The following is a 22,257-nucleotide window of genomic DNA, read 5'->3' on the forward strand; positions in this document are numbered from 1 at the left end:
CATACTGCATCGGCGGAGAAAACGGAACCGGAATGACGGTGAACCCGCCATGAGCCGGACGCAGGTAAATTACGTGTCGGGCCGCAAATTTGCTTCGCAGTTGCGCTTGACTTTTGTGCGGCGCAACATTATTCTTTTCTTACAGTCACTCGTGGCTGTAAATGCCCTCCTTGGGTGTTTCCTCCCTAGACTTGACCGCGCCGCAAGCGCGGTTTTTTTTGAGAGGGAGAGGGCCTATTCGGCGGCAAGCGCCCGGTCCGCGGCATATTCCTCCACATGGTCGGAAAAATCCTGCAGGAAGGCGGAAATCGCCGTCTGCAGCACCGCGAAATCCGGCCTCTTGGCCAGCGTCGTCTCATCGACATAGAGCCCGCGGTTCACCTCGATCTGCAAGGCATGCAGGCCCTTGGCCGGCCGGCCGTAATGCTCGGTGATGAAGCCGCCGGCATAGGGCTTGTTGCGCACGACGGAAAAGCCCATGTCCTCGAGCAACCGCATCGCCACGCGCGAGAGTTCGCCCGAGGCGCTGGTGCCGTAGCGGTCGCCGATGATGAAATCCGGCCGTATCCCCGTTCCCGACACCCGGATATTGCCCGGCATGGAATGGCAGTCGATCAGCACCGCGAAGCCGAAAGCCACATGGGTGCGCACGATGAGACGGCGCAGGCACGCATGATAAGGCTTGTAGACATTCTCGACCCGCTCCAGCGCCTCCTCCACCGGAAAGCGATGGCGGTAGATCTCCATGTTTTCCGCAACGACGCGCGGGACCGTGCCGAGCCCGCCGGCGACGCGAATGGAGCTGATATTGGCATAGGACGGCAGCGGGCCGTCGAACATGCGGGGGTCGAGCTCATAGGGCTCGCGGTTGACGTCGAGCCAGGCGCGCGGGAAATGCGCCACCAGCATGGGCGCACCGAGCGCCGGGGCTACCGAGAAGAGCTCGTCGACATAATGGTCTTCCGAACGGCGGATGCCGAGCGCATCGAGACGCGACTGTTCAAGGAAGCCCTGTGGATAACGCCTCCCGCTATGGGGCGAATTGAAGACGAGGGGCACGCTCTGCGAAACCGGCTCCAGCACTTCGAAGTGGCTGTTTTTGCTGAAAGCCTCCGCCATTGCCGTCCTTTACCATGCCTCGAAGTCATTACGCCCTTCATGTTGCCAGCGGGCCTATCGCGTGTCCATACTGAGAAACGAGGGATAAGGGCTTGCCCTGCCCCATTCACCGGATATTTACCGGAATACGCTCTTGTAACAGAACCGCCCCCTTGCGGGCAGACAACCTTCAGCAACGGTTCCCGAAATCCATGACACCCAAGATTCTCCTCGCCGAAGACGATAACGATATGCGCCGCTTCCTGGTGAAGGCGCTCGAAAAGGCGGGCTACCAGGTGCTGTCCTATGACAACGGCGCCAGCGCCTACGACCGGCTTCGCGAAGAACCCTTCTCGCTTCTTCTCACCGACATCGTGATGCCCGAGATGGACGGCATCGAGCTGGCGCGCCGCGCCACCGAACTCGACCCGGACCTGAAGGTGATGTTCATCACCGGTTTCGCCGCCGTCGCGCTGAACCCGGATTCCAAGGCCCCGAAGGACGCCAAGGTCCTTTCCAAGCCGTTCCACCTGCGCGACCTCGTGGAAGAGGTCAACAAGATGCTGGCCGCCTAAGGCCCGGAAAAGACCGCAAAATCGGCACGCAAAAAAAGCTGAAAAAGCCTATTGACGTAGCCAGATGTTTTGTGGTCTATCCGCCGCATCGGATGGGCGTGTAGCTCAGCGGGAGAGCACTACGTTGACATCGTAGGGGTCACAGGTTCAATCCCTGTCACGCCCACCATTCGAATTCCAAAGGCCTTTCGGGAAACCGGAAGGCCTTTTGCTTTTGGTCGGCAAACGGGCATGCGTGAAGGCTGCGCTGCGCCGGCAAACGCCGAATCAACCGGCCTCCCACTCCCTGAGAATCGAATCGCCGACAAGGCCGCGGGCGTGGTCGAGATAGGCTTGCGCGCTTTCGGCATCGCCCAGCCGGCGAAAGCTCTTTGCCATGGTGAGCGCCGGCAGGGGTTGGCCGCGGGCGGAGCACCAGTCGAGCGCCATCCGCGACACGGCGATGCTCCGCGCGTCGTCGCCGGTCTCGTGGAGGGCGGCGCCGAGGCCGCTCTTGATCCAGTAGCCGATATCGGCGCCCGGCAGGTGGGCATCCGCATAGTCCAAAGCCGCCGCCCAATATTCCACCGCCTCCGCATGCCGGCCGCGCGCACCGGCCTCGATGCCTTTCTGCGCCAGCGCAAGCGCTTCGGCTTCCAGCGGATTTTCCCTGTTTTTCCGGGGCATGCGGCGGTTTCCTTCGGCGTGTTTTGCGGCGCAGCAAAGCGCAAGGCGGAAATACACATATGCCGTGCAGGAAACAGTTGACGGCAGGCAGTGTTTTGCGCTCAAATGACAGCCGGTACAAGCCGTTCATTATACCGGGAAATGGCGCCAACCCTGTGAAAAAGCGCCATAATTCTGGATAGGCGCGGTATGTTGCGAATACTCCCCATCGCACGATTACCCCTGGAATACGTAAAGTGTTTATTGGCTGGCTATGCTTGAAGCGTTCTACCGCAGCGCGAAAGATAGCCCACCCGTTGGAGGACGGGGCTAGAGGGTCGACGTGATAGGAGGAGTATCCATGAGCGACGCATCCAGCATACATCCGGTGGACGAGAAACTGCCCGTCGGCAGGCTCGCAACGCTGGGCATTCAACACGTACTCGTCATGTATGGGGGTGCCGTCGCGGTGCCGCTCATCGTCGGCCGGGCCCTGCAGCTCAGCCCGCAGGACGTTGCGTTCCTGATTTCCGCCGACCTTTTCGTCTGCGGTCTCGTCACCATCATCCAGTCGCTCGGCGTCAGCCGCCATGTCGGCATCCGCCTGCCCGTCATGATGGGCGTCACCTTCGCCTCGGTCGGCCCGATGGTCTCCATGGCCACCATGGTGCCCGGACAGGAAGGTGCGCGCATGATCTTCGGCGCCATCATAGGGGCCGGCTTCGTCGCCCTCCTGCTGGCGCCTCTCATGGGGCGGCTGCTGCGCTTCTTCCCGCCCGTCGTGACCGGCACCATCATTCTCGTCATCGGCGTGTCGCTGATGCGCGTGGGCATCAACTGGACCTTCGGCAACCCCTTCGGCCCGACGGCACCCAAGCTGATCAACCCGACGCATGCGGAGTGGCTGACCCAGATGAAGAAGCTCGCCGAGACCGGCGGACCGGCCGTTCCCGATGGTTTCGCCATCGCGCCGACCGTTTCCAACCCGATCTATGCCGAGCCGAGCCACATCGCGCTTTCGGCCCTGGTGCTGATCTCCATCCTGCTCATCGCCCGTTTCGGCAAGGGCCTGATCAGCAACATCGCGGTGCTTGCCGGCGTCATCATCGGCTGCCTCGCCGCCACGGTGCTCGGCATGATGCATTTCGACCGCGTCGGCGAAGCCGGCTGGTTCGCCGTCGTCACGCCGCTGCGCTTCGGCATGCCGATCTTCGACCCGGTCCTCATCGCCACCATGACGCTCGTGATGATCGTCGTCATGATCGAATCGACCGGCATGTTCCTTGCGCTCGGTGAAATCACCGAACGGAAGATCGGCCAGCAGCAGCTCACCTCGGGCCTGCGCGTCGATGGCATCGGCACGATGATCGGCGGCCTGTTCAACACCTTCCCCTATACGAGCTTCTCGCAGAATGTCGGCCTCGTCGGCGTCACCGGCGTCAAGAGCCGCTATGTCTGCGTTGCGGCCGGCGTCATCATGATCGTCCTCGGCCTCATCCCGAAGATGGGCGCCCTGGTGGAAGCCGTTCCGACCTTCGTGCTCGGCGGTGCGGGCCTCGTCATGTTCGGCATGGTCGCCGCAACGGGCGTGCGCATCCTGACGGCGGTGGACTTCAAGTCCTCGCGCAACAACCTCTTCGTGGTTGCCGTCTCGGTCGGCTTCGGCCTTATCCCACTGCTGGCACCGAACTACCTGATGTGGCTGCCCCACGCGATCCATCCGATCATCGAATCGGGCATCGTTCTCGCCTCGATCGTGGCCGTGCTCCTCAACGCCTTCTTCAACGGCGTCGGTTACGACCATGCCTCCGCGGTCGACGCAGCCCGCATGGCCGACTCGCACTAAAAGCGCGGTCCTGAAACAGAAAGCCGGCCCGTTCATCACGGGCCGGCTTTTCTTTTTGCCGAATGCCTTCGCTCAGTTCAGCGGAAGGCGCACGCCGCCATCCGAAACGGACGGACGGGCATAGGTCGTGTTGTCAGCCGCTCTCGTGCTGCAGCCTGCCAGCGCCAGAACTGCAAGCATGGCGACGATGAAACCGGAAATGGGGCGCATGGTCCTCTCCTTTTGATGTGCCCCTATGACATAGGCACTGTGAGCGGCTGCGTCTACGCAGCCGGAAGGAAATGCCGGCTCACCACTCCGCGACGCTGCCGTCCTCATGCCGCCAGACGGGGTTGCGCCAGCGGTGGCCCTCCTTCGCACGCTCGATGACATAGTGCTCGTCCACCTCGACGCCGAGGCCCGGACCCTGCGGGATCGACACGAAACCGTCCGCATAGTGCAGCACCTCCTTGTTGGAGATGTAGTCGAGGATGTCGTTGCCCTTGTTGTAGTGGATGCCGAGGCTCTGTTCCTGGATGAAAGCGTTGTGACTGACGGCATCGACCTGGAGGCAGGCGGCGAGCGCGATCGGACCCAGCGGGCAATGCGGCGCCAGCGCCACGTCGTAAGCCTCGGCCATCGCCGCGATCTTGCGGCATTCCGTGATGCCGCCGGCGTGCGACAGGTCCGGCTGGAGGATGTCCACATAGCCGTCCGACAGCACGGACTTGAAGTCCCAGCGCGAATAGAGCCGTTCGCCGAGCGCGATCGGCGTCGCGCAATGATTGGCGATCTCCTTCAGCGCCTCGCGGTTCTCCGAAAGCACCGGCTCCTCGATGAACATGAGCTTGAACGGTTCCAACTCCTTCGCCAGCACCTTGGCCATCGGCCGGTGCACCCGGCCGTGGAAGTCGACACCGATGCCGATGTAGGGGCCGATCGCCTCGCGGATCGTCGCGATGGTCTCCACCGCCTTCTCCACCTTCTCCCAGGTGTCGACGATCTGCATCTCTTCGCAGCCATTCAACTTGATCGCCTTGAAGCCGCGCGCCACGACCTCGCGGGCATTGTTGGCGACGTCGGAGGGCCGGTCGCCGCCGATCCACGAATAGACCTTGATCCTGTCGCGCACCTGGCCGCCGAGCAGCGCATGGACCGGCTGGCCATAGGCCTTGCCCTTGATGTCCCAGAGCGCCTGGTCGATGCCGGCGATGGCCGACATGTGGACCGCTCCGCCGCGATAGAAGCCGGCGCGGTACATGACCTGCCAGTGATCCTCGATCAGCAGCGGATCCTTGCCGACGAGATAGTCCGACAGTTCGTGCACCGCCGCCTCCACCGTCAGCGCGCGGCCTTCCACCACCGGCTCGCCCCAGCCGACGATGCCCTCGTCCGTTTCCACCTTCAGGAAGAGCCAGCGCGGCGGCACGATGTAGGTCGTCAGTTTCGTGATCTTCATGGAGTTTCCATCCCTCGTCAGTTCGTATGGTCCGCGGGCGCCGGCCCGGGCAATTCGTCAGGCATCGCCGGCCTTGCCCATCAGGGCGGAGAGATCGCGCGCGGCAAGATCGAGAATGTGGCGCGAGCAGGCCTCGGCCCGCGCCCCGTCGCGAAAGCGCAGCGCATCGACAAGCTCGCGGTGCACGCCCAGCGCCTCGTCATGCCGGGCGGCCGCGCTGTTGGAGGCGTGCAGCGCATAGGACAGGGCAGCGTGGATGATCGAGGAGAGCTGATGGAAGACCTGGTTGTGACTGGCCTTCAGAAGCGTCTCATGGAAACGGGTATCGGCGCCGGTGAAGGCTTCGAGATCGCCCTCCGCCTCCGCCATCTCGTCGCAGGCGCGCTCCAGGTCCGCGATTTCCTGCGCCGTTGCCCGCTGGGCGGCGAGAAAGGCGGCGGCGGGCTCCACGGTGCGACGCGCCTCGAGGATCGAGCCCAGGAGTTCGGCCGACAACACGTCCGGCCCCATCCATTCGAGGATCTGCGCGTCCAGCACGTTCCATTCCGAGCGGGCGCAGACGAGCGTGCCGACTCGCGGGCGGCCACGCACGAGACCCTTGGTTTCCAGCACTTTCAGGGACTCGCGAACGACGGTGCGGCTGACCCCGTAGCTCTGGCAAAGGTCGCTTTCACGCGGCAAGACCGCGCCGGGCGCAAATCGCCCGCCGCAGATGTCCTTGCCGATCGCCGCCGTCACATTGTGGCGCACCCGCGGACGGCGCGACAGCGGCCGCTGCACATGCCTTTTTGCCTTTTCCGCCACGCCAATCTCCAATCTCAAATCATCGTACAATTACGAAGCAATTATACGACAAATTAATGGGAAGAGCCATGCCTCCACCCCCAGTGCGGCGCATATTTCACAATATTGACTTATGCTGACAAAGTGCATAATGCGCCGGTCCCAATCGAGGAGCCGCCATGCTTGCCGATCTGCCCGCCGTGCTCGTGCTGAACCCGAAGGACAATGTCGGCGTGGCTCCCGCCAATGTGGATGCGGCGCGCGCGCTCGTGAACGGCGTTGCCGCCATCGAGCGCATTCCGCGCGGGCACAAGGTGGCGATCGCGCCCATCGAAGAGGGCGCGCCGGTGCTGAAATACGGCCAGATCATCGGCTACGCGACACGGGCGATCCGCCCCGGCGAGCATGTGCACCTGCAGAACCTTGCCATCCTCGACGTCGAACTGAAGCACGATTTCTGCGCCGACAATGCCCCGCCCGTCATGGTGCCGGAGGCGGAGCGGCGCACCTTCGACGGCTACGACCGCGGCAACGGGCGCATCGGCACGCGCAACTATATCGGCATCCTCTCGACGGTGAACTGTTCCGCCACGGTCTCGCGCTACGTGGCCGAGCACTATGCCCGCAGGTTCCGCGAGGCAGGCCATGACAATATCGACGGCGTGGTGGCGCTCACCTATGGCGGCGGCTGTGCGCTGAACCTGAAATCCGAGGGCGGGCGCATCCTCACCCGCACCTTCAAGGGCTATGCCCGCAACCCGAATTTCGGCGGCATCCTGATGATCGGCCTCGGCTGCGAGACGTTTCAATACGGCCCGCTCGTCGAGGAGGCCGGACTGGAAGAGGGAAAGACCTTTCGCACGCTGATGATCCAGAACCAGGGCGGCACGCGCAAGACCATCGAGGCGGCCTGCGCGATGATCGACGAGATGCTGCCGGATGTCGGCCGCATCCGCCGCACGCCGCAGCCGCTCTCCGGCATCAGGCTGGCGCTCGAATGCGGCGGCTCGGACGGCTATTCCGGAATATCCGCCAACCCGGCGCTCGGCGTGGCCTCCGACCTCCTCGTCAGGCAGGGCGCAACGACCGTGCTGTCCGAGACGCCGGAAATCTACGGCGCCGAGCACCTGTTGACCCGCCGGGCCGCCCGGCCGGACATCGCCCAAAAGCTGCTCGCCCGCATCGACTGGTGGCGGGACTATACGGCGAAGAACGATGCCGAGCTCAACAACAACCCCTCGCACGGCAACAAGGCCGGTGGGCTCACGACCATCCTCGAGAAATCGCTCGGCGCGGTCGCCAAGGGCGGCTCCATGCCGCTCAACGCCGTCTACGAATATGCCGAGGAGGTGACGGAACGGGGCTTCGTCTTCATGGACACGCCCGGCTACGACCCCGCCGCCGTGACCGGCCAGATCGCCGGCGGCTGCAACCTCGTCGCCTTCACCACCGGCCGCGGCTCGGTCTCCGGCTACAAGCCCGCGCCCTGCATCAAGATCGCCACCAACACGCCGATGTACGAGCACATCAGGGAGGACATGGACATCAATTGCGGCACGATCGTCGACGGCACCGAGACGATCGAGGAGGCCGGCCGGCGCATCTTCGAATTCGTCATCGAGACCGCCTCCGGCCGCAAGACGGCAAGCGAGGCCTTCGACTACGGCGACAACGAATTCGTGCCCTGGCAGGTCGGCGCGATCACCTGATCAGCGCGTGTGCATGACGATGTTGACGAGCGCGCCGGCCGGATCGCGCACGAAGAAGCGCCGGACGCCCCACGGCTCGTCCGCCGGACCGTATTCGACCGGATAGCCCCCCTCAAGAACGGCCCGGTACACCGCCTCCACGTCGTCCACTTCGACCGAAAGCCCCGGCACCGGCGTGCCCGATCCGCCCTCGGAGGCGAAGCTGACCTGCAGGGGCATGGTGCCGTCCGTGCCGTAGGTGGCGATCCAGCCGTGATCCATCAGAAGCTCGAGCCCCAGCACTTCGCGGTAGAAGCGGGCGACGACGGCGGGGTCCGCCGTCTCGACATTCGCGACGATGCGTTTGACTTTCATGGCAACCTCCTCAGCGCGTGACGGGCGCGGCATAGGCGGGCACGGCGGGCCGATGCGCTTCGCGCAGCTCCGCGACACGCCCGATGACCTTGGGCAGGGACACGACGATATGATGGCGCAGCGTTTCGGCCGCCCGGGCGCCGTCGTCCACGTCGAGCGCCCTGAACACCGCCAGGTGCTCGGCGATGAACGGCTCGTCGGCGGGCATGCGATGCGAAACGCCGATGATGTGCTTGCTGACATTCAGCGTGAATTGGGCGCGGCGCAGCGCGATCAGCAGCTCCCGGTTCAGACAGTAGCCGAGACAGGTGATGTGCAGGTCGGTTTCGAGGTCGTCCATCGCCTTCACCGTGAGATGCGGATAGACCGCCAGCGCCTCCTCCAGCCGCGCCGTCATCGCACGGCGCTCGGCCGGCGGAATGAAGGGTGCGGCCTGGACGATCGCCAGCGGTTCCAGCGCGGCGCGGATATCGTGCAGGTCGCGCATGCGCTGCTCATCGAGCGGCACGAGCGTCCAGCGCATGCGCTCGTCCTTCTCCACGATGCCGTAGGCTTCGAGCCGGGTCAGCGCATCGCGCGCCACCTGCCGGCCGACGCCGCGGTCGCGCGCCAGTTCCACCTCGTTGATCCGGTGCCGGCCGAAGACGGAAAGGTGCACCATCTCCCGCTCCAGGCCCTCGTAGATCGCCTCCCAGGCCGGCGCCTTGCGCAGGCCGGGCGCCTCCTCGTCGAGGCCGAGCATCTCCGCCGTCAGCGCCACGCGCTTCGGCCCGCTGCGTCCCTGCCCGACCAGAAAGCCGCGTCCGTCGAACCGCCGGATCGTGCCCGCCGCCTCCAGCAGCGCGAAGGCCTGGCGCACGGGCGTGCGCGTCGAGGCAAACAGGCCCGCCACGGGGCCTTCCAGCAGCAGCGCGCCCTTGGGCAGGCGGCCGGTGGCTGCGGCATCGGCCAGCACATCGCGGATGCGCAGGTAGAGCGGGCTCTTGTCGAGCGCCGCTTCGGCGCCCGGCGCGCCCATATCTGCCAAGACCTGACCCGTTCCGTTCATGGCGCGGACCATGGCATGAATGGCTTGTGCCGACAACGGTCATGTCCAGCCGTAGCGCCAGCAAGGAAATTGCGCCACGTCGTCAAAAAATCGTCATTCCTTTCGTGACGCGCGGGGCGTTTTGCGCTAGGGAACCCTGCAAAGGCTCGCAATCCGGCCCCTCCAGGGCCATATGTGAACCAGGTCCGACGTCAAGGAAGAGAACCATGCCCGCATATCGCTCCCGAACCACCACCCACGGCCGCAACATGGCCGGTGCCCGCGGCCTCTGGCGCGCGACCGGCATGAAGGATTCGGATTTCGGCAAGCCGATCATTGCGGTGGTGAACTCCTTTACCCAGTTCGTGCCCGGCCACGTGCACCTGAAGGATCTCGGCCAGCTCGTCGCGCGCGAGATCGAGGCTGCCGGCGGCGTCGCCAAGGAATTCAACACGATCGCCGTCGACGACGGCATCGCCATGGGCCATGACGGCATGCTCTATTCGCTGCCGTCGCGCGAGATCATCGCCGACAGCGTCGAGTACATGGTCAATGCGCATTGCGCCGACGCCATGGTCTGCATCTCGAACTGCGACAAGATCACGCCCGGCATGCTGAATGCCGCAATGCGCCTCAACATCCCCGCCGTCTTCGTCTCAGGCGGCCCGATGGAAGCCGGCAAGGTCGTGCTGCACGGCAAGACCCACGCGCTCGACCTCGTCGACGCCATGGTCGCCGCTGCCGACGACAAGATGTCCGACGAGGACGTCAAGGCCATCGAGCGCTCGGCCTGCCCGACCTGCGGCTCCTGCTCGGGCATGTTCACCGCCAACTCGATGAACTGTCTGACCGAGGCCCTCGGCCTGTCGCTGCCCGGCAACGGCTCGACGCTGGCGACCCATGCCGACCGCAAGCGCCTCTTCGTCGAGGCCGGCCACCTCATCGTCGACCTCGCCCGCCGCTACTACGAACAGGACGACACCAGCATCCTGCCGCGCTCGGTCGCCAACAAGCGGGCCTTCGAGAACGCCATGTCGCTCGACATCGCGATGGGCGGCTCGACCAACACGGTGCTGCACATCCTTGCCGCCGCCTATGAAGGCGGCATCGATTTCGACCTCGACGACATCGACGAGCTGTCGCGCCGGGTGCCGTGCCTTTCCAAGGTCGCGCCCGCCAAGGCCGACGTCCACATGGAAGACGTGCACCGGGCCGGCGGCATCATGCGCATCCTCGGGGAGCTCGACCGTGGCGGCCTGCTCCATCGCGACACGCCGACCGTGCATGCCGAGACGCTGGGCCACGCCATCGACCGCTGGGACATCACCCGCACCAACAGCGAGACCGTGCGCACCTTCTTCCGCGCCGCGCCAGGCGGCATCCCGACCCAGGTCGCCTTCAGCCAGGAAGCCCGTTGGGACGACCTCGACACCGACGGCGAGAACGGCGTCATCCGCTCCGTCGAGCATCCTTTCTCCAAGGACGGCGGCCTTGCCGTGCTCTCAGGCAACATCGCGCTCGACGGCTGCATCGTGAAGACCGCCGGCGTCGATGAATCCATCCTGAAGTTCTCCGGCCCCGCCGTCGTCTTCGAAAGCCAGGACGCGGCCGTCAAGGGCATCCTCGGCAACGAGGTGAAGGCCGGCGACGTCGTCGTCATCCGCTACGAAGGCCCGAAGGGCGGCCCCGGCATGCAGGAAATGCTCTACCCAACGAGCTACTTGAAGTCGAAGGGCCTCGGCAAGGCCTGCGCGCTGATCACCGACGGCCGCTTCTCCGGCGGCACGTCCGGCCTTTCGATCGGCCATGCCTCGCCGGAAGCGGCGCAGGGCGGCGCCATCGGCCTTGTGCGCCAGGGCGACCTCATCGAGATCGACATCCCGAACCGTACGATCAACCTCGCGGTTTCCGAGGACGAGCTTGCCGCCCGTCGCGCCGAACAGGACAAGCTCGGCTGGAAGCCGGCCGCACCGCGCAAGCGCAATGTCACGACGGCGCTGAAGGCCTATGCCGCCTTCGCCGCCAGCGCCGACAAGGGCGCCGTGCGCATCCTGCCGGAATGATGTTCAACCGGGCGCGCACGATCCTGCGCGCCCGGCCGCATCCTCAAAGGTGGCGCGTCTCGGCCGGCGTATTCCACCACGCATTGTTTCGCCCGTCGAAATACTGGATCGGCAACTCCGCCAGTTCGCTGTGCTCGATATCATCTAGGCAGGCGACGTTGATCGAGACGTAATCCCCGCCGATTGCCTCGATATAGCCATTTCCGAAAGGCGAGACCCCGCAATTCCTGCAGAAGCGGTGATGCCCGCTCATCGTGCCGAACTGGTAGTCGGCAAGGTCGGCCTCGTCGCATTGCAGGCGAAAGGCATCCGGCTTGATCTGCGCGCCCCAATACCGCTTCTTCGAGCAGATCGAGCAATTGCAGCGCCCCGTGCCCGCCTCGAGGTCGATATCCGCCTCGTAACGGATCTTCCCGCAGTGGCAACTTCCCTTGTACGTCTTCAGCATGCGGTCTCTCCTCGCTTGCGCCGTCAGGCCTTAAATGACAATATATTGTCAAATTCACCTTCGCAAAATGACAGCATGTTGTCAATATGAATCCTGACCGTACCCCCGCCGGCGATGCCTTTGCCACCCTCGCCATTTCCGTCCTGCGCCTCGCCGGACATTTGCAGACGGCGGGCGACGCGCTCGCCAGGCCCGTCGGCCAGACCAGCGCCCGCTGGCAGGTGCTCGCCGCCGCCGACCACGCGCCGATGTCCGTCGCCGATGCCGGCCGGGCGCTCGGCATGACGCGGCAGGGCGTGCAGCGCGTCGCCGACCTGCTGGAGAAGGACGGGCTCATCGCCTATGCCGAGAACCCCGCCCACCAGCGGGCGAAGCTGATGGTGCTGACGGACGCGGGCAAGGCGGCACTCGGCGCCATAAGGGCGCGGCAGGCGGTATGGGCCAATGCGCTCGGCGAAGTCGTCGGGGAAAACGACATTCGCCAGGCAACCGAAACCGTCATCGCCGCGTTACAGGCCGTTGAGAAACTGCCGATATCGGAGCGCTGACCTCGGCCGGCATTTTTGACATGGGCAGGAAATGTTGATACCAACTCATATGTCGAAAGCCCGTGAAAGAGGAGTTCCGAGCATGAGACCGAACCACGAAATCGTCACCCGGCAGGAATGGCTGGATGCCCGCAAGGCGCTGCTGTCGCTGGAGAAGGAAGAAACGAAGCTGCGCGACAAGGTGCGCGCCGAGCGCCTCGCCTTACCTTGGGTCAAGGTCGAGAAAACCTATACGTTCGATACGCCCGAAGGCCGCAAGACGCTGGCGGAACTGTTCGACGGCCGTAGCCAGCTCATCGTCTATCACTTCATGTACGGTCCCGACTGGGACGCCGGATGCTCCGGCTGCTCGTTCATGGCCGACCATATCGACGGCATGCTGCCGCACCTCAACAACCACGACGTGACGATGATCGCCGTGTCCCGCGCGCCGCTTGAAAAGCTGGAAGCCTACAGGAAGCGCATGAACTGGTGTTTCCCCTGGGTGTCGTCCCACGACAGCGACTTCAACTTCGACTATCATGTCTCCTTCACCAAGGAGGAACTGGCCAGCGGCAAGGTCATGTACAATTACCGCGAGACGGATGCGGCCGATGCGCATGACGAACTTCCCGGCCTCAGCGCCTTCTTCAAGGACGAGGACGGCACCGTCTACCATACCTACTCCGACTATGCCCGCGGCGGAGAAGAAGCGCTCGGCACGCTGATGATCCTCGACCGCGCGCCGAAAGGCCGCAACGAAACCGGCACGCTCAGCTTCGTCAAGCGCAAGGACGAATATGCGCAGCCGCCCAAGGCACATTCCTGCTGCGACTGAACCAGCCAACCCTTGAAGGGAGCACCCGCATGCACAAGGATTACGGAAAGTTCTGCTGGTACGAACTGATGACGCCGGACGTGCCCGCCGCCGAACGCTTCTATGCATCGGTCGTCGGCTGGTCGATGCGCGATTCCGGCATGCCGGACATGAACTATACCCTCGCCTATGCCGGCGAGGGCCAGGTGGCGGGATTGATGACGGTCCCCTCGCAGGACGAGGGCATGCCGCCGATGTGGATCGGCTACATCTTCACCGACCGGATCGAGGACACGCTGAAAGACATCGAGGGGAACGGCGGCACGGTCTACCGCCAGCCGCAGGACATTCCCGGCATCGGCCGCTTCGCCGTCGCCGCCGATCCGCACGGCGCGATCTTCTCGCTCTTCAGCACCGAGGACGAGAGCCCCGCGCCGCCCGACATGATGACGCCGGGCCATATCGGCTGGAACGAGCTGATGGCCGGCGATCTCGACACCGCCTGGGACTTCTACGCGAAGACTTTCGGCTGGACGAAGGACCGGGCCATCGACATGTCCGAAACCGGCATGGGCACGTACCAGACGTTCGCCGTGCGCGGCGGCAATGCCATCGGCGGCATGATGACGAACCCCGCCGGCACGCAGATGCCGCCCGCCTGGGGCTATTACTTCGTCGTCCAGGGTCTGGATGCGGCGGCAAAACGCGTCACGGACGGCGGCGGCAGCATTCTGATGGAACCGATGGAGGTGCCCGGCGGCGCCTGGATCATCAACTGCGTCGATCCGCAGGGCGCCCAGTTCTCGCTCGTCGCCGACAAACGCTGAAGACCGTGCGGGGGGCTGCGCGCACCCCGCGCCATTCCCCGCTTGCAATCTCTCTTCGCATTGCACAAACTCCCCTCGATGACGGCAGAAGACCGTCACCGAGGGGATCAGTAAGCGCATGTCCATCAAGGCCGGTATCTACCACCTCACCCATTACAAATACGACAACCCGGTCCATCTCGGACCCCAGATCATCCGGCTGAAGCCGGCCGCCCATTCCAAGACCAAGGTCATCAGCCATTCGCTGAAGGTTTCGCCCGAAAACCATTTCGTGAACCTCCAGCAGGACCCCTACGGCAACTATCTCGCCCGCTACGTGTTTCCCGATCCCGTCACCGAGCTGAAGATCGAGGTCGACCTCGTCGCGGACATGACGGTCTACAATCCCTTCGATTTCTTCGTCGAGGAAGAGGCCGAGCACTGGCCTTTCGACTATCCGCAGGACCTTCGCGAAGACCTGGAAATCTACCGCGCCCCCGAGCCGATGGGACCGGCGCTCGAAGCCTTCATGGCGACCGTCGACCGCTCGCGCCAGCGCACCGTCGACATGGTCGTCGGCCTCAACGCGCGCCTCCAGCAGAATGTTGGCTACGTCATCCGCATGGAGCCCGGTGTGCAGACGCCCGAGGAGACGCTGACCATCGCGCGGGGCTCCTGCCGCGATTCGAGCTGGCTGCTCGTGCAGATCCTGCGCAATCTCGGCTTTGCCGCCCGTTTCGTCTCCGGCTATCTCATCCAGCTCACGCCGGACCTCAAGGCGCTCGATGGCCCCTCCGGCACCGAGGTCGACTTCACCGACCTGCACGCCTGGTGCGAAGTCTATATCCCCGGCGCCGGCTGGATCGGCCTCGATCCGACCTCGGGCCTGCTCACCGGCGAAAGCCACATTCCCCTCGCTGCCACCCCGCATTACCGCAACGCCGCACCGATTTCCGGCGGCTATTTCGGCGAGGCGAACACCGCATTCGACTTCGCCATGACGGTGGACCGCGTCGCCGAGCATCCGCGCATCACCAAGCCGTTCTCCGATGAGAGCTGGGAGGCGCTGAATGCGCTCGGCCGCACGGTCGACACGGTGCTCGCCGGCAACGACGTGCGCCTCACCATGGGCGGGGAGCCGACCTTCGTCTCCATCGACGATTTCGAATCGGAGGAATGGAACACCGCCGCCGTCGGCCCGACCAAGCGCGAGAAGGCCGACGATCTGATCCGGCGCCTGCGCGAGCGCTTCGCGCCGGGCGGCTTCCTGCACTACGGCCAGGGCAAGTGGTATCCCGGCGAGAGCCTGCCGCGCTGGACCTTCTCGCTCTACTGGCGGCGCGACGGCAGGCCGATCTGGCAGAACCCGGCGCTGATCGCCGAGGAAGGCAGCGAACTTGGTGTCGGCGAAGCCGATGCGCAGGCGATCCTGACCGGCATTGCGGAGGAACTCGGCGTCGAGCCCGACATGGTGCAGCCCGCCTATGAAGACCCCGCCGAATGGATCATCAAGGAAGGCAACCTGCCGGAAAATGTCGATCCGTCGAATTCCAAACTGGAGGACCCCGAGGAGCGCAGCCGCATCGCCCGCGTCTTCGAGCGCGGCCTGACCACGCCGACCGGCCATATCCTGCCCATCCAGGCCTGGAATGCCCGCGCAAGCGGCCAGCGCTGGATCAGCGAGAAATGGCGCACCCGCCGCGGCAGGATCTTTCTCGTGCCCGGCGACAGCCCCGTCGGCTATCGCCTGCCGCTCGGCGCGCTGCCCTACCTTCCGCCTTCCAGCTATCCCTACATCAACCCGGCCGATCCGTCCGAGGACAAGCCGCCGCTGCCGGATTTCGCAGGCCCCGGCCGCGCGATGGCCGAGGCTTCGTTCCAGCCGAGCGAGGCCGGGCAGGACCGCATCGAACAGGTCCGCAGCGAGATCGTCGGCACGGTGCGCACGGCCATGAGCGTGGAAGCCCGCGACGGCAGGCTCTGCATCTTCATGCCGCCCGTCGAGCGGGTCGAGGACTATCTCGAACTGGTGACCGCCGCCGAGCGGGCGGCGGACCGGCTCGGCCTGCCCGTTCATATCGAGGGCTATGCGCCGCCGCAGGACGAACGGCTCAACGTCATCCGCGTCGCGCCGGACCCCGGAGTCATCGAGGTCAACATCCACCCCGCCTCCAATTGGCAGGACTGCGTGGACATCACCACGGCGATCTACGAGGAGGCGCGCCAGACGCGCCTCGGCGCCGACAAGTTCATGATCGACGGCCGCCACACCGGCACCGGCGGCGGCAACCATGTGGTCGTCGGCGGCAAGAACCCGAACGACAGCCCGTTCCTGCGCCGGCCGGACCTGCTGAAGAGCCTCGTGCTGCACTGGCAGCGCCATCCCTCGCTGTCCTACCTCTTCTCCGGCCTTTTCATCGGCCCGACGAGCCAGGCGCCGCGCATCGACGAGGCCCGGCACGATTCGCTCTACGAGCTGGAGATCGCGCTGGCGCAGGTACCGTCGCCCGCGGAAGGCGTGCCGCCCCTGCCCTGGCTCGTCGACCGGCTCTTCCGCAATCTGCTCACCGACGTCACCGGCAACACGCACCGCTCGGAAATCTGCATCGACAAGCTGTTCTCGCCGGATGGACCAACCGGGCGGCTCGGCCTCGTCGAGTTCCGCGGCTTCGAAATGCCGCCGAACGCCCGCATGAGCCTTGCCCAGCAACTGCTCATCCGCGCGCTCATCGCCCGCTTCTGGCAGAACCCGGCCGAAGGAGGCTTCGTGCGCTGGGGCACCACGCTGCACGACCGCTTCATGCTGCCACACTATGTTTGGCAGGATTTCCTGGACGTGCTGGCCGATCTCAGGGCCAACGGCTTCGACCTGCGTCCCGAATGGTTCGCCGCCCAGCTCGAATTCCGCTTCCCCTTCTGCGGCGAGGTCGAATACGAGGGCGCCAACCTCGAAGTGCGCCAGGCGCTGGAGCCCTGGCACGTCATGGGCGAACAGGGCGCGATCGGCGGCACCGTGCGCTTCGTCGATTCGTCCGTCGAGCGGCTGCAGGTGAAGCTGGAGACCGCCAATCCCGAGCGCTACACCGTCGCCTGCAACGGCCGGCCCGTGCCGCTGAAGGCGACCGGCACGAAGGGCGTCTCGGTGGCCGGCGTGCGCTACAAGGCCTGGCAGCCGGCCTCCGGCCTGCATCCGGTGCTGCCCGTCAACACGCCGCTTACCTTCGACATTTATGATACATGGTCGCGGCGGGCGATCGGCGGCTGCATTTACCACGTTGCTCATCCGGGCGGACGCAACTATGACACCTTCCCGGTGAACGGCAACGAGGCCGAGGCGCGCCGGCTGGCGCGGTTCGAGCCATGGGGACACAGGGCGGGCGGCTATACGCTGTGGCCGGAGACGCCGCCGGCGGATTTCCCGCTGACGCTGGATCTGCGCAGGCCGCCCGGCATCTAGCTCCCGCAGGAGAATTGGATTGAAGACCACCAGCGTGGAAGCGGAGCATATCGACACGGCGCGGACACCGTCGCGCGCCTATGCGCCGCTCGCGGGCGTGGCCGACGAAATGGTCGATACGCAGGGCGAGGTGCGCCCGGTCTGGCGGCATTTCCTCAAGGCGCTCGACCGCATGGACGAAACGGACCTTGCCGGCCGCTTCGCCCGCGCCGACCGCTATCTGCGCGATGCCGGCGTCTTCTACCGCGCCTATGGCAAGGAGGCCGGCACGGACCGCGCCTGGCCGCTCTCCCACATTCCCGTGCTGATCGACGAGGCCGAATGGGAGAACCTGTCGCGCGGCCTCGTCCAGCGCGCCGAGCTGCTGGAAGCCGTCGTCGCCGATATCTACGGCAAGAACGAGCTCGTCGCGAACGGCCTGCTGCCGCCTGCCCTCGTCGCCTCCAACAGCGAGTTCCTGCGCCCGCTCGTTGGCGTGCAGCCGGCCGGCCGCCACTTCCTGCATTTCGTCTCCTTCGAGATCGGCCGCGGGCCTGACGGCAACTGGTGGGTGCTCTCCGACCGCACGCAGGCGCCGTCCGGCGCCGGCTTCGCGCTGGAAAACCGCGTGGCGACGACCCGCGCCTTTTCCGACGTGTACGCCGAAACCCACGCCCACCGCCTCGCCGGTTTCTTCGGCGCCTTCCGCAGCACGCTGCAGGCAGGCAAGGCCGCCGAGGACCGCATCGCCGTCCTGACGCCGGGCCTTGCCAACGAGACCTATTTCGAGCACGCCTATATCGCCCGCTATCTCGGCTTTATGCTGCTGGAGGGCGAGGACCTGACGGTGGTCGGCGGCAAGGTCATGGTGCGCACGGTCGCCGGACTCAAGCCCGTCGGCGTGCTCTGGCGCCGCCTCGACGCCGCCTTCGCCGATCCGCTGGAGCTCGACCAGAATTCCCATATCGGCACGCCCGGCATGGTGGAGGCCCTGCGCGCCGGTTCCGTCACCTTCGTCAATGCGCTCGGCGCCGGCATCGTCGAGACCCGTGCCTTCCTCGCCTTCCTGCCGAACATCTGTCGCCAGCTTCTCGGCGAGGACCAGCGCCTCCCCTCCGTCGCCACCTGGTGGTGCGGCCAGAAAAGCGAGCGCGAACACGTCGCGGCCAATATCGAGCGCATGGTCATCGGCCCGGCCTATTCGACGCGCCCGTTCTTCGACGACAACGAACAATCCGTGCTCGGCGCGAGCCTGCGCGATACGGCCAAGCAGTCGATTGCCGACTGGCTCGCCTCCGACGGCGCCAAGCTGGTCGGCCAGGAAGCGGTGACGCTGTCCACCACGCCGGCCTTCGTCGACGGCAGGCTCGTGCCGCGCCCCATGTCGCTGCGCGTCTTCGCCGCCCGCACGCGGGACGGCTGGCAGATCATGCCGGGGGGCTTTGCCCGTATCGGCGCCGGCGACAATGTCTCGGCTATCGCCATGCGCGAGGGCGGCTCGGCCGCCGACGTGTGGATCGTCAGCCGCAAGCCCGTCGAGCGCACCTCGCTGCTGCCGGCCGAAGAAGTCTTCACCCGCAACATGCCCGGCAGCCTGCCGAGCCGCGCGGCCGACAACCTCTTCTGGCTCGGCCGCTATATCGAGCGGGCCGAAGGGGCGCTGCGCATCCTGCGCGCCTGGCACGGGCGCTATGCCGAATATGCCGATCCCGAGCAGCCGCTCCTGAAGGACGTCAGCACCTATCTCGATGCGCTCGACATCGACACGTCTGAAGCCGTGCCGACGAGCCTTATCCGCAACATCGACAGCGCGGTCTTCTCCGCCAGCAATATCCGCGACCGGTTCTCGCCGGACGGCTGGCTGGCGCTGAACGACCTGTCGAAGACCGCCCGCCGCTTCCATGTCAGCGTCCAGCCGGGCGACGACGCGACGCGCGCCATGACGGTCCTCCTGCGCAAGCTCGCGGGCTTCGCCGGCCTCGTGCACGAGAACATGTACCGCTTCACCGGCTGGCGCTTCCTCTCCATCGGCCGCTACCTGGAGCGCGGCCTGCACATGACGCGCCTGCTCGGCCACATGTCCGGCGAGGACGCGCCGGACGGCGCGCTCGACATGCTGCTGGAGATCGGCGACAGCGTGATGACCCATCGCCGCCGCTACAACGTGGCGACCGCGCGCCTCACCGTCACCGACCTCCTGGCGCTCGACGCGCTCAATCCGCGCTCGATCCTCTACCAGCTCAACGAGATCAAGAACGAGGTCGAGCAACTGCCGAACGCCTATGCCAACGGCCAGATGTCGCCTTTCTACCGCGAGGCCATGCGCCTTCATGCGGGGCTCGCGGTGATGACACCGGAAACCATGACGGATGCGGTCTACGGGCGCTTCGAGGCGGAACTCGAGAAACTGTCCGACATTCTCGCCCAGACCTATCTGAGCTGAGCGAAAGGGAGGCGCTGTGACCATGCTCTACGACGTCAACCTCCATATCAGCTATCTCTACGACACGCCGGTTTCCGGCGGGCGGCACATCGTGCGCGTGCTGCCGCTCTCCATCGGCGGCCGCCAGCGGCTCGTCGCCGGCACGGTGGGTGTCGATCCCGGCCCGGGCGAACGGGTCGACCATCACGATTTCTTCGAAAACCCGATGAGCGCGATCCTCTTCCGCAATGCGCACGAAAAGCTCGACATCCGCATGCAGGCGCGCGTCCATGTCGACGTGCCGGAGCCGGCGGCAGATTTCTCGCCGCGCGTCGCCGACCTGCCGGAGGATATCGCCGGATACTGGTCGCTCGATGCCGGCTCGCCGCACCACTATACCGGCCCGAGCCCGCGGCTGAAGGATTGCCCGGAGATCGCCGCCTACGCCCGTTCGATCGCCAAGCCCGGCATGACGATCCGCGCGATCGCGACGGCGATCTGCGCGCGCATCCACAAGGACTTCACCTACGATCCGAAGGCCACCAACGTGGACACCACCCCGCGCGAGGCCTTCAAGCTGAAGCGCGGCGTCTGCCAGGATTTCTCCCATGTGATGATCGTCGCGCTGCGCAGCCTCGGCATTCCGGCCGGCTACGTCTCCGGCTTCCTGCGCACCATCCCGCCGCCGGGCAAGGAGCGGCTGGAAGGGGCGGACGCCATGCATGCCTGGGTGCGCTACTGGTGCGGCCGGGTGAACGGCTGGATGGAACTCGATCCGACCAACGACATCCCCGCCGGCACCGACCATATCGTCGTCGCCTACGGCCGCGACTATGCGGACGTCGCGCCCGTGATCGGCGTTCTGAAAGGATACGGCCAGCACAAGACGACCCAGGCCGTCGACGTCATCCCCGTCCGCCAGGCGTCGTGAATTCCCGTTTGGAAACAGCGCAGAGGGCGGAACTGCGGGACCTGCGCAATTTTACGAAAACTATACCACGCGCCCGAACCGTTGAATAACACTTCGATGGTAGCTTCAGCCCACATTATGACGATGGTGGGTGAAGTCTCATGACGACGAAGAAGGAAAATCGCACTTTGCTGTCCCGGTTCCGCAAGGATCGCCGCGGCAACTTCGCCATCATGGGAGCCGTCGCCGTACCCCTCATCCTGGCCGCAGCCGGCTTCGCGATGGACCTGACCAACATGGTGCTCGCGAGAGCCGAGCTTCAGGACGCGGCGGATTCCGCCGCCATCGCCGCGGCCTCGGCCCTTGCGAGCGACGGCAAGAGCGTGGCCGAAGCAAAAGCCATTGCCGCCACCTTCATGAAAACCCAGCTTTCCGGCAGCAGGGTGTTCACCTGGGGCAAGGACGGCATACCGCTTCCGACGGTCGATATCACGGAAGAAACCACGGCTGGCGTCGGAAAGGTTTTCAAAGTGGCCGTCTCCACGTCGGGAGATATGGAATTCACGCCGCTCACGAAGCTGATGGGCTATAAATCCACCACGCTCAATGCCAGCAGCTCCACCGAGAGCGCGACGGAATCCAAGAACGCGCTGTCCATGTATCTTGCACTCGACCAATCCGGCTCGATGCTCGCCAACACCAACGAGTTGAACACCACCGTCACCGGCAAATGCGAACAGTTCAACGAGAGCGGCATAAGCATCGGAAGAAAGTCGCCCTGCTACATCAAGAAGATCGAAGCACTCCAAATCGCCGCCACCAGCCTCTTCAATCAGTTGAAGAAAGCGGACCCGAACACCAAATTCGTGCGCACGGCAACCGCCTCCTATAACAGCAGCCTAGTCAAGTCCTACGAACTGGCGTGGGGCACCACCGCCGCCCAGAAACAGGTGGATGCGCTTAAGGGCGGCGGCGGCACGAGTTCGACGGGCGCCATGAACGCGGCCTATACCAAGTTGAGCGCCGACACCGAGAAGACCGAACACAAGCGGGTAAACGGTCAGGATCCGACGAAATACATCATCCTGATGACGGACGGGAACAACAACAATACGTCGGACGACGGCGCAACCGAGACGATCTGCAAAAACGCGAAGGACGCGAAAATGGAGGTGTACGGCGTCGCCTTCATGGCGCCGGCGCGCGGCCAGAAGCTGCTCAAGGCGTGCGTTTCCTCACCGGAAAACTACTTCGCGGCGGAAGAGATGAGCGAACTCGTCGACGCCTTCAAGGCCATCGGCGACAGAGCGTCTGCCGTTGTGGCACGCGTCACCCGCTAACATCTGAGAGCAG

General features: G+C 65.1%; 19 protein-coding genes and 1 tRNA gene. 12 read left to right on the forward strand and 8 right to left on the reverse strand.

Going from position 1 to position 22,257, the window contains the following annotated elements; genetic code table 11:
• Positions 1–234: 234 nt before the first annotated feature.
• Positions 235–1,119 (reverse strand): N-formylglutamate amidohydrolase, encoded by an 885-nt coding sequence (locus Q9316_RS15015; RefSeq protein WP_306032385.1) that lies wholly within the window; start codon positions 1,117–1,119, stop codon positions 235–237.
• 191 nt (positions 1,120–1,310) lie between these two features.
• Between Q9316_RS15015 and cpdR1 the strand changes: the two genes are divergently transcribed.
• Together cpdR1 and Q9316_RS15025 are read left to right on the forward strand one after the other, a co-directional pair.
• Entirely contained in the window at positions 1,311–1,673 is a 363-nt protein-coding gene (gene cpdR1, locus Q9316_RS15020) for a response regulator CpdR1 (protein WP_023512679.1), read from the forward strand.
• Between the two features lie 94 nt (positions 1,674–1,767).
• Positions 1,768–1,842: transfer RNA gene (locus Q9316_RS15025), tRNA-Val, on the forward strand.
• Between the two features lie 98 nt (positions 1,843–1,940).
• On the opposite strand, the gene Q9316_RS15030 is transcribed toward Q9316_RS15025, so the two are convergent.
• Positions 1,941–2,339, reverse strand: coding sequence for a hypothetical protein (locus Q9316_RS15030; protein WP_306032386.1), 399 nt, complete (start codon positions 2,337–2,339; stop codon positions 1,941–1,943).
• 340 nt (positions 2,340–2,679) lie between these two features.
• On the opposite strand from Q9316_RS15030, the gene Q9316_RS15035 reads away from it, so the two are divergent.
• Positions 2,680–4,164, forward strand: a complete 1,485-nt coding sequence (locus Q9316_RS15035; RefSeq protein WP_306032387.1) for a nucleobase:cation symporter-2 family protein — start codon at positions 2,680–2,682, stop codon at positions 4,162–4,164.
• 72 nt (positions 4,165–4,236) lie between these two features.
• Here Q9316_RS15035 and Q9316_RS15040 read toward each other — a convergent pair whose 3' ends face one another.
• The 3 genes from Q9316_RS15040 to Q9316_RS15050 all read right to left on the reverse strand — a co-directional run bounded on the left by Q9316_RS15040 (position 4,237) and on the right by Q9316_RS15050 (position 6,412).
• Positions 4,237–4,374, reverse strand: coding sequence for a hypothetical protein (locus tag Q9316_RS15040; RefSeq protein WP_306032388.1), 138 nt, complete (start codon positions 4,372–4,374; stop codon positions 4,237–4,239).
• A 79-nt stretch (positions 4,375–4,453) separates the two neighbouring features.
• Positions 4,454–5,602, reverse strand: a complete 1,149-nt coding sequence (gene dgoD, locus Q9316_RS15045) for a galactonate dehydratase (RefSeq protein WP_306032389.1) — start codon at positions 5,600–5,602, stop codon at positions 4,454–4,456.
• A gap of 57 nt (positions 5,603–5,659) precedes the next feature.
• Entirely contained in the window at positions 5,660–6,412 is a 753-nt protein-coding gene (locus Q9316_RS15050; protein WP_371878010.1) for a FadR/GntR family transcriptional regulator, read from the reverse strand.
• Positions 6,413–6,564: 152 nt separating this feature from the next.
• Here Q9316_RS15050 and Q9316_RS15055 point away from each other — a divergent pair, with 152 nt between their 5' ends.
• A complete protein-coding gene (locus Q9316_RS15055; protein ID WP_306032391.1) occupies positions 6,565–8,094 on the forward strand; it encodes a UxaA family hydrolase in 1,530 nt (509 codons plus the stop codon).
• Here Q9316_RS15055 and Q9316_RS15060 read toward each other — a convergent pair whose 3' ends face one another.
• The gene (locus tag Q9316_RS15060) at positions 8,095–8,448 is read right to left on the reverse strand and encodes a VOC family protein (protein WP_306032392.1); all 354 of its coding nucleotides are present in this window, start codon (positions 8,446–8,448) and stop codon (positions 8,095–8,097) included.
• A gap of 10 nt (positions 8,449–8,458) precedes the next feature.
• Complete coding sequence (locus Q9316_RS15065) at positions 8,459–9,496, reverse strand: GntR family transcriptional regulator (protein ID WP_306032393.1); 1,038 nt, start codon at positions 9,494–9,496, stop codon at positions 8,459–8,461.
• Between the two features lie 206 nt (positions 9,497–9,702).
• Here Q9316_RS15065 and ilvD point away from each other — a divergent pair, with 206 nt between their 5' ends.
• Positions 9,703–11,538 carry a dihydroxy-acid dehydratase gene (gene ilvD, locus Q9316_RS15070; RefSeq protein ID WP_306032394.1) on the forward strand — a complete coding sequence of 612 codons (1,836 nt, stop codon included), beginning with the start codon at positions 9,703–9,705 and terminating at the stop codon, positions 11,536–11,538.
• A gap of 43 nt (positions 11,539–11,581) precedes the next feature.
• Here ilvD and Q9316_RS15075 read toward each other — a convergent pair whose 3' ends face one another.
• Positions 11,582–11,986, reverse strand: a complete 405-nt coding sequence (locus tag Q9316_RS15075) for a GFA family protein (RefSeq protein WP_306032395.1) — start codon at positions 11,984–11,986, stop codon at positions 11,582–11,584.
• An 86-nt stretch (positions 11,987–12,072) separates the two neighbouring features.
• Here Q9316_RS15075 and Q9316_RS15080 point away from each other — a divergent pair, with 86 nt between their 5' ends.
• The 7 genes from Q9316_RS15080 (at position 12,073) to Q9316_RS15110 (ending at position 22,244) form a co-directional block, all read left to right on the forward strand.
• The gene (locus Q9316_RS15080) at positions 12,073–12,534 is read left to right on the forward strand and encodes a MarR family winged helix-turn-helix transcriptional regulator (protein ID WP_306032396.1); all 462 of its coding nucleotides are present in this window, start codon (positions 12,073–12,075) and stop codon (positions 12,532–12,534) included.
• A gap of 82 nt (positions 12,535–12,616) precedes the next feature.
• Positions 12,617–13,351 carry a DUF899 domain-containing protein gene (locus tag Q9316_RS15085; protein ID WP_306032397.1) on the forward strand — a complete coding sequence of 245 codons (735 nt, stop codon included), beginning with the start codon at positions 12,617–12,619 and terminating at the stop codon, positions 13,349–13,351.
• Between the two features lie 29 nt (positions 13,352–13,380).
• Entirely contained in the window at positions 13,381–14,157 is a 777-nt protein-coding gene (locus Q9316_RS15090) for a VOC family protein (protein ID WP_306032398.1), read from the forward strand.
• A gap of 118 nt (positions 14,158–14,275) precedes the next feature.
• Positions 14,276–17,593, forward strand: a complete 3,318-nt coding sequence (locus tag Q9316_RS15095) for a transglutaminase family protein (protein ID WP_306032399.1) — start codon at positions 14,276–14,278, stop codon at positions 17,591–17,593.
• A 34-nt stretch (positions 17,594–17,627) separates the two neighbouring features.
• Positions 17,628–20,015, forward strand: coding sequence for a circularly permuted type 2 ATP-grasp protein (locus Q9316_RS15100; protein ID WP_306035321.1), 2,388 nt, complete (start codon positions 17,628–17,630; stop codon positions 20,013–20,015).
• 22 nt (positions 20,016–20,037) lie between these two features.
• Positions 20,038–20,925: a transglutaminase family protein gene (locus Q9316_RS15105; RefSeq protein WP_306035322.1), complete on the forward strand. Its 888-nt coding sequence runs from the start codon at positions 20,038–20,040 to the stop codon at positions 20,923–20,925.
• A gap of 140 nt (positions 20,926–21,065) precedes the next feature.
• Positions 21,066–22,244 (forward strand): TadE/TadG family type IV pilus assembly protein, encoded by a 1,179-nt coding sequence (locus Q9316_RS15110; protein WP_306032400.1) that lies wholly within the window; start codon positions 21,066–21,068, stop codon positions 22,242–22,244.
• Positions 22,245–22,257: the final 13 nt, after the last annotated feature.

The organism is Shinella zoogloeoides (assembly GCF_030733845.1).
Lineage (GTDB): Bacteria > Pseudomonadota > Alphaproteobacteria > Rhizobiales > Rhizobiaceae > Shinella > Shinella zoogloeoides_C.

Excerpts from the sequence above, each read along its gene's own strand:
- Q9316_RS15015 (WP_306032385.1), bottom strand. The coding sequence starts at position 1,119 with ATGGCGGAGGCTTTCAGCAAAAACAGCCACTTCGAAGTGCTGGAGCCG.
- cpdR1 (WP_023512679.1), top strand. The coding sequence starts at position 1,311 with ATGACACCCAAGATTCTCCTCGCCGAAGACGATAACGATATGCGCCGC.
- Q9316_RS15030 (WP_306032386.1), bottom strand. The coding sequence starts at position 2,339 with ATGCCCCGGAAAAACAGGGAAAATCCGCTGGAAGCCGAAGCGCTTGCG.
- Q9316_RS15035 (WP_306032387.1), top strand. The coding sequence starts at position 2,680 with ATGAGCGACGCATCCAGCATACATCCGGTGGACGAGAAACTGCCCGTC.
- Q9316_RS15040 (WP_306032388.1), bottom strand. The coding sequence starts at position 4,374 with ATGCGCCCCATTTCCGGTTTCATCGTCGCCATGCTTGCAGTTCTGGCG.
- dgoD (WP_306032389.1), bottom strand. The coding sequence starts at position 5,602 with ATGAAGATCACGAAACTGACGACCTACATCGTGCCGCCGCGCTGGCTC.
- Q9316_RS15055 (WP_306032391.1), top strand. The coding sequence starts at position 6,565 with ATGCTTGCCGATCTGCCCGCCGTGCTCGTGCTGAACCCGAAGGACAAT.
- Q9316_RS15060 (WP_306032392.1), bottom strand. The coding sequence starts at position 8,448 with ATGAAAGTCAAACGCATCGTCGCGAATGTCGAGACGGCGGACCCCGCC.
- Q9316_RS15065 (WP_306032393.1), bottom strand. The coding sequence starts at position 9,496 with ATGAACGGAACGGGTCAGGTCTTGGCAGATATGGGCGCGCCGGGCGCC.
- ilvD (WP_306032394.1), top strand. The coding sequence starts at position 9,703 with ATGCCCGCATATCGCTCCCGAACCACCACCCACGGCCGCAACATGGCC.
- Q9316_RS15075 (WP_306032395.1), bottom strand. The coding sequence starts at position 11,986 with ATGCTGAAGACGTACAAGGGAAGTTGCCACTGCGGGAAGATCCGTTAC.
- Q9316_RS15080 (WP_306032396.1), top strand. The coding sequence starts at position 12,073 with ATGAATCCTGACCGTACCCCCGCCGGCGATGCCTTTGCCACCCTCGCC.
- Q9316_RS15085 (WP_306032397.1), top strand. The coding sequence starts at position 12,617 with ATGAGACCGAACCACGAAATCGTCACCCGGCAGGAATGGCTGGATGCC.
- Q9316_RS15090 (WP_306032398.1), top strand. The coding sequence starts at position 13,381 with ATGCACAAGGATTACGGAAAGTTCTGCTGGTACGAACTGATGACGCCG.
- Q9316_RS15095 (WP_306032399.1), top strand. The coding sequence starts at position 14,276 with ATGTCCATCAAGGCCGGTATCTACCACCTCACCCATTACAAATACGAC.
- Q9316_RS15105 (WP_306035322.1), top strand. The coding sequence starts at position 20,038 with ATGCTCTACGACGTCAACCTCCATATCAGCTATCTCTACGACACGCCG.
- Q9316_RS15110 (WP_306032400.1), top strand. The coding sequence starts at position 21,066 with ATGACGACGAAGAAGGAAAATCGCACTTTGCTGTCCCGGTTCCGCAAG.